This is a genomic window from Salipiger sp. D13, assembly GCF_003703915.1.
GTDB classification, from domain to species: Bacteria; Pseudomonadota; Alphaproteobacteria; order Rhodobacterales; family Rhodobacteraceae; genus Salipiger; species Salipiger profundus.
In genome coordinates, this window is sequence record NZ_RAPJ01000083.1 from 1 (window position 1) to 6395 (window position 6395).

Annotated in this window: 5 protein-coding genes; 2 read left to right on the top strand and 3 right to left on the bottom strand. The window is 57.6% G+C overall.

Features of this window, described 5'->3' with window-relative positions; translation table 11 throughout:
- Positions 1-502: 502 nt before the first annotated feature.
- Complete coding sequence (locus D6860_RS24920; protein ID WP_076623783.1) at positions 503-952, bottom strand: GNAT family N-acetyltransferase; 450 nt, start codon at positions 950-952, stop codon at positions 503-505.
- A gap of 207 nt (positions 953-1159) precedes the next feature.
- Between D6860_RS24920 and D6860_RS24925 the strand changes: the two genes are divergently transcribed.
- On the top strand, positions 1160-3217 hold the full coding sequence (locus D6860_RS24925) for an ATP-dependent nuclease (RefSeq protein WP_076623784.1): 2058 nt from the start codon (positions 1160-1162) through the stop codon (positions 3215-3217).
- Positions 3214-4944 (top strand): UvrD-helicase domain-containing protein, encoded by a 1731-nt coding sequence (locus D6860_RS24930; protein ID WP_076623785.1) that lies wholly within the window; start codon positions 3214-3216, stop codon positions 4942-4944. Before D6860_RS24925 ends, D6860_RS24930 begins: the two co-directional genes overlap by 4 nt.
- Positions 4945-5152: 208 nt before the next feature.
- On the opposite strand, the gene D6860_RS24935 is transcribed toward D6860_RS24930, so the two are convergent.
- Complete coding sequence (locus tag D6860_RS24935; protein WP_128549324.1) at positions 5153-5965, bottom strand: hypothetical protein; 813 nt, start codon at positions 5963-5965, stop codon at positions 5153-5155.
- Positions 5966-6097: 132 nt separating this feature from the next.
- Positions 6098-6395, bottom strand: a 298-nt coding sequence (locus tag D6860_RS25560) for a hypothetical protein (protein ID WP_206512221.1), incomplete at its 5' end; no start/stop codon positions are given.

Genomic DNA, 6395 nt, shown 5'->3' on the forward strand with positions numbered 1-6395 from the left:
AGCTGAACAGGCGTGCCGCGGTGACAGCGCTTACTCCATATCTGTCTAGCGCGCTTTTAGTTCTGGATGCAGCATCCTCAAAGTTGTCGGTACAAGCGCTTCCCGATGTGGTCGCAGCTATTGTCCGAAAAGGATCCTTCAATTGAACGCTACGTCCGCCCCACATCTGCTGTCTTCGCTAGTAAGGCCCTATCTGCCCCAAGGATTTGACGCAAAGGGCGGATTCCGGACCTTCTCTGCGCGTGCGAAGTGAGCTCTGCCAGATCACAGAAGAGGACACTCCGCCAATATCGCGCCGCGGAACCTTGGGTCACCTACAGGGAGGGCGGAGAGCTGACCTTCGCTGCGCGTTGATCGGATGACTGGAATGGAACCGATTACAGGTGGTCTGGTGCAGGATCTCACTTGAGGACCTAATGTAATTCGCTATCCCTCTTCACCACTTCGTTCGACAGTTGCCGGCAAACTGGCGACATGCGCGAAAGCGCAATGAAAAGTGTTATCAGCCGGGTACTACATTCAATTCGGAAGCTTCGGGAGGCGAAATCACCTTCTGATAGACCCCGACATTGTTTCCGGTGTCGGGATACAAGAACAAGGCTGTGCGCACGAACCCGTTCTTCACAAACAAGCCCGTACTCTCTTCATTGTTTTCCCTGATAGTACACTGCAAGATGCGGGCTCTGTCTTTTTTCGCGCGCGCAGTAGCTAAAGTGAGAAGCGCTTGCGCGATTCCCCTCCGACAATAATCCCGGTGGACCGTGAGGTGACTGACTTCCGCTTGGTACCACTGGACTTTTTTTACTTCGACGCAACCGACGACTTGATCATCTCGCACTTCGAAAAGGAATCGTGCGCGAGCACCGAGGATGTCCTTCGCATCGTAGTTTTTGACGAGCTGATTGCGCGTGTTGAGCAAGGCTGCAATCTGTCCGGCGTAGTTCTGGTCCATGCTTGTTCCCCCTGTCAGTGCGCCAGCGCGCGGCCGGCTATCGATTCTGGTCGCGGACATGGGTAGCGTAACAGCTCAAGTGGCCCGGGCAACAAGGCCGCTTAAGCGATGGAACGTTCTGCGGCTGCCATCAAGGTATGGCAGAATGAGCCCGTTTAGTCGTAGCCTCTGTGACAACGGCATTAAAATAGCATCTTGGGGCAGTGAATGTATTTATCTTCAGTAAAACTGAAAAACTTCCGTTCCTTCGACATTTGTGAGATCGATTTTCAGCCAGACCTTACTGTGTTGGTGGGCGAGAACAACGGTGGCAAGAGCAACGCGATTGATGCGATCCGCCTCCTAACGATACCGCTCGGCAGCCGCCGCGAGATTTATTGCGAGCCAACAGATGTAAGGTTTCAGAGCGCTGCCCCACACTTCGAACTCGAAGCGCATTTCTCGGACCTGACAACCGGCCAGCAAGGGCGCCTGATCAGCGCTGCCACGGATACGACGCTGACCAAAGCTCTATTCGGATTACGATTTGATGGCAGCCAGACGGGTGTCCGACCGACGGTTTGGGCTGGCAGGGAAGGCAACGCGCCGGAGCCCGGCTGCCAAGACATGGTGCGTCATGTCTATTTGCCGCCGCTCCGGGATGCAAAACGGACGCTGGCGTCCGGCAATCCGACGCGCATCATGGCGCTATTGAATCACTTTCTCGGCGAGACCACGCCTGACGAACTGGCAAAGCACCTCGCACGCAGCCATTCGCATGACGTCCTGACGAGTGTGGACGGTGCTGTGGAAAGGGGCCTGTCTGAACTTACCTCAGGGGTTCGACGGCAGACCGCTTCGCTCGGATTCGCATCCGACGAGTCTCTTATCGACATCGCACGGGATCTGCGCTTTAAGCTCGCCGATCATGGCGTGGTGCCGGAAGATTTGCGCTACTCCGGCCACGGTTACGCGAACCTCCTGTTCATGGCGATCATTGCGGTTGAGCTTGAGAAAGTGCAATCGGCTGACCTCACGCTGTTTTTGGTGGAAGAGCCCGAAGCCCATCTGCACCCGCAATTGCAGGCCGCCGTGCTTGCTTTCTTGCGTGACCGAGCTGACGCCTCGCGCAAGCAGCCAACGACGAACTCACATGGACCAGCCGGCGAGCTACAAGTAATCGTGGCGACCCATTCCCCCAATCTGTCTGCGTGGGTCAGCAGCGACCGGCTGGTGGTCTTCAAATCCATCATCGCATCACCCGAGACCAAGACTGAAGACGCCAGTGCCTCCCAATCTCCAGCCTCCGTTTCCATTGTGACCGAAGATTCCCTCGCGCGAAGTGGCCCCGAAGAAAGTGTCGAGCCTACTGATGGCCTTGCGACGGCAGTCGCAGCCGCCGCTTCCCGCCGCTCCACTCGCTGCATCGCGCTTGCTCGGATGGAGCTTGATCCCATCGATCGCCGCAAGGTGGACAGGTATCTGGATGTCACCAAAGCCGCGCTATTATTCGGCGGCCGGGTCCTTCTGGTGGAAGGGATTGCCGAGGCGCTGTTATTGCCCGCGATCGCGGAGCACCACACCTTGAAATCCGACAAGGACAAACTCCGTCTCTTTCGTTCAGCCGTCTTCATCCCGATCGACGGCGTGGATTTCGGCCCCTACGCGACGTTGCTGCTGTCCGCTGTCAACGGCACGCGGATCGCGGACCGCGTCGTCATCATGACAGACGGCGACAAGGCGACCGGCGGAGACGGCGATGAAGATGATGCCGAGAATCCGGAGGGGGGCATTCCTGATCCAGATGCGGTGCAATTAAATGTGGAAGACACCGCTCTATCCAAGGATGACGTGGCGGATGGGATCAAGGGGGCGGAACCATTGACACCTGCTTACAAGGGAAAAGTCGCTCCGGCGCCGGTGTCGGCGCTTCCGGGCGAGAAGCGGAAGGCGGCCCTAGAAAAGCTCGCCGAGGACTTGGATGCAACGGCGCATCTTGCAGTCCTTACCAGCACCTACTCGCTGGAGGCCGAACTGCTTGAGGCCGGGAACGGCAATATCCTTCGCAAGGCCTATCTGACTCTTCACCCAAGATCGCAGAAAAAGTGGGACGCCGTTGCAGCGCTGTCCGGCGATGAGCGTGCGCAAGCTGTCCATGATCTATTCAAGACGACCCGCAAGGGCGACTTCGCCCAAGTGCTTGCACGGTTGGTAGAAGATGGCGAAGACACCTTTGTGGTCCCAGACTACATGGCAGCTGCGATCCAAGCCGTGGTGGCGCCGTGACCGCACCTTATTGTCCAACCGGCCAACAGAAGACGGTCATCATTCACGATGGTTCGGCCTTTGTGACGGCGTGCCCGGGCGCTGGCAAGACGCGCACGCTGGTTGAACGTGCCCGGCATCTCGCCGACCGAACTGACGACAAGCGTGGCGTCGCTTTTCTGTCCTTCACCAACGCCGCGGTGGATGAGCTTCAGAGCCGCCTGGGCTTGTTCGGGCTGCTGACTTCACCGCTGTTTCCGAGCTTCATCGGTACATTTGACCGGTTCCTGTGGCAGTTCTTCATTGCCCCGTTCGGCATCCCTGGCTGCACGGTGTTGCCGCAATTGGTGGTCGACAAGAATAATTGGGAGGTGAAGCCACCTTTTGCGAAAGCGCATGCGCTGACCCTCGAGTGCTTCGACAGGAAGACAGGTGCGATCGATGCTGCTCGCGCTGGAGAACACGGGTTCGACACGACAGAGCGGAATCCCGCAGCTTGGGAAACATGCGCCCGCAGGATCATCCAAAGCGCACGGGCCAATGGGCTGGTCGATTTTGACGATGTACGGTCGTGCGTAGCCGAACGGCTTGGGGACACGAACTTTGCCGAGCGTGTTGGCAAGGCGCTCGCCGCCCGTTTTCGCGAAATCGTTGTCGATGAAGCGCAGGACTGCAATCCATCCGACCTTTCCGTGGTCCATTGGCTGCGCCGATCAGGGCTGTCTGTAAAAGTGATCTGCGATCCTCAACAGTCGATTTTTAAGTTCCGGGGCGGCATCACCAACGAGTTGCTCGACTTCGCAGCTACGTTCGATCCTTCAGAACGGCTCGTGATGAACGGGAATTTTAGGTCAACGGCAGCGATTTGCTCGGCCATCGTCGCGTTGCGTCCGCCGAGCGCACGGGTCGATAAAGACGAGGCCATCGGTAAGCACAAGGACGATGCAACGCCGATCCATCTGCTGTCCTATAGTGGGAACGGTGTCTCGACCGCGATTGGGGCAAAGTTTGCTGACCTAGTCCGTTCGCTGGACATTACGATTGGGCACGCACCGCTATTGGCATCAACGCTATCAAGCGCCTCGAAAGCGATCGGACAGCCCACCTTGGGCAAAACGAACGAAAAATCGCTGCTCCTAGCGCAGGCTGTGATGAGCTATCATTTTTCCTTTACCTCCGGCGGTCGCCGGGAAGCACTGGCGTCCCTGCACAGGATAATCCTGTTCATACAGGGCCACATCGGGACGATGGGCGACTACCACGCCCATCTCGCCGAAAGCGGTATGATAGACGGGCGCTGGCGGCCAGATGTCATCGCCGTGGCGAACGAACTCAGATACGAGCCGGGAGAAACTCCCAGCCAATGGCTCGCCAAGGCTCGCCTATCTGTCGAAGCCGACATGGTTAGGGGCCTAAATGTCAATCAGCGTCTTCGATCGCATGCCAACCTCGCGACTGCTCTGGCGGCTGCACCAGTGGATGCGCCACCGCCACGCACAATTCACTCTGCAAAGGGGCTGGAATTCCCGGCGGTGTGTGTCGTGATGACGAGCCAAAAAGCCGGAAGAATACTGGATTATCTTGAGGGCGACACAACAAACGGCGCCGATGAGGATGCACGGAAGATTTACGTGGCGGCGTCACGCGCCGAGCGACTTCTGGTAATGGCAATCCCAAAGAACACTGCCGGTCGGATGCAGGCGCTCCTTACGAGTGTTGGGTGTGCAGTCGAAATCAACAAGATTTAGCGGGCGATCTCGACCGAGACGAACCAGCCGATCTTACTGCATACTGCTCTTGCTCGCCACGCATTGGGATGCATGATGCCGCCCAATTCCGCGCACATGACGTGATCGAACGTCTGACTGCTGTGGAGAGCCACAGGAGTTGCTTCGAATGACATTTTGGGAGAAAAACGGACATTGATGACCGGGCGTGCCTGAGATGGCTCTGCGTTCATTTTGATGTTGCGCCCGGGTGAGATGACCCGGAGTTTGCCGAGCGCTTCAAAATCCGGTCGAGATCCGCATAGGTGAATGCCGGCGCACGGTCGATCAGGAAGGATGGCGCGAACAAATCGATCACTTTCTGGCCTGGTTTGAGAGATTCGCGTACCTGGTGCCGGGCCTGTTTTAGTTGTGCACTGGAGGGGTTTACTATGCCGTTACGTTGCAGAACGGCAGTGACCATGCGCTCCAGGCGATCCTTCCGCATACGACCGATGCAGTAGGTTCGGATGTATCGCAACAGTGATTGGAGGAACAGGCCCTGACAATGAAATGACTGCATGACGCCTCCGAGTGTCGCCTCGAATGCGGCCGTCACATTCGAGGTTCGGCTCATCTCCCGATAGAAGGCCAGTGTTTGCGCCTCTAGGAAGCCGACGCTGATTTTATCAGGTGGGGCGCAAAAGAGATAAGCCGGCACGGGGCGTTTCAGGCTCACCTGTTTGTAGAGATGCAGGCCGAAGCACAGCGCAAAGATGCAGGTGAGATTGTTGGCCGTCGCAACATTTAGGGACCGCAGGTCTTCGATGATCTCGCCCCAACCGACACGTTCGCCGCTCGGAGCAAGCATGAGGCCTTCGGCAACTGAGCCGTGAGCATCGACGTGGAGTACTGGCCTCAATCCTTGCTCGGCCTGCACGGTTAACTGCCTGAAGAGATCGCTCAGTTCGACACGATTGCGGACAGCATACTCGAAGACGGGGAAACCGCCGCCGGTGGAAAGGCTCTCAAGGTCCTCGAGGATGCGTCGGCTGGGTCCCATCTCCTGATCTGGCAGCGAGTGGATCCAAACGATCGCGTTAGTCTCTAACGTTTCCGAAATTGTGAGGGCACTGTCCGAGTAGTGTATCATTCTGCTGGGGCTCGCCTTGCTCTGGCACCTAATTGGTGTGCACTATACATATCGGGGCTGTCCGAGAAGAGTGGACAACTCAAGGCGATCGCTGAGTCCGGCGGATGCCACATGCTGAGCGACGGTGGCCCGCTCGGCTTCTGTGGTGGTCGAACCGAGCACGATTCGTTCGATCAAAGCCGAAAGATCGACATCAACAAGGATGCCGTTTTCAGGAACCGGGACGCCATGTGCAGCGACACCGCTGGTGAAACAGCGCGACATCGCAGGTGGTGATTTTGGGGGAAGCGGAAGCCGGGCGTAGCCCGGATGTAGCTTCCCCCAAAATCTCGCGCGGGTT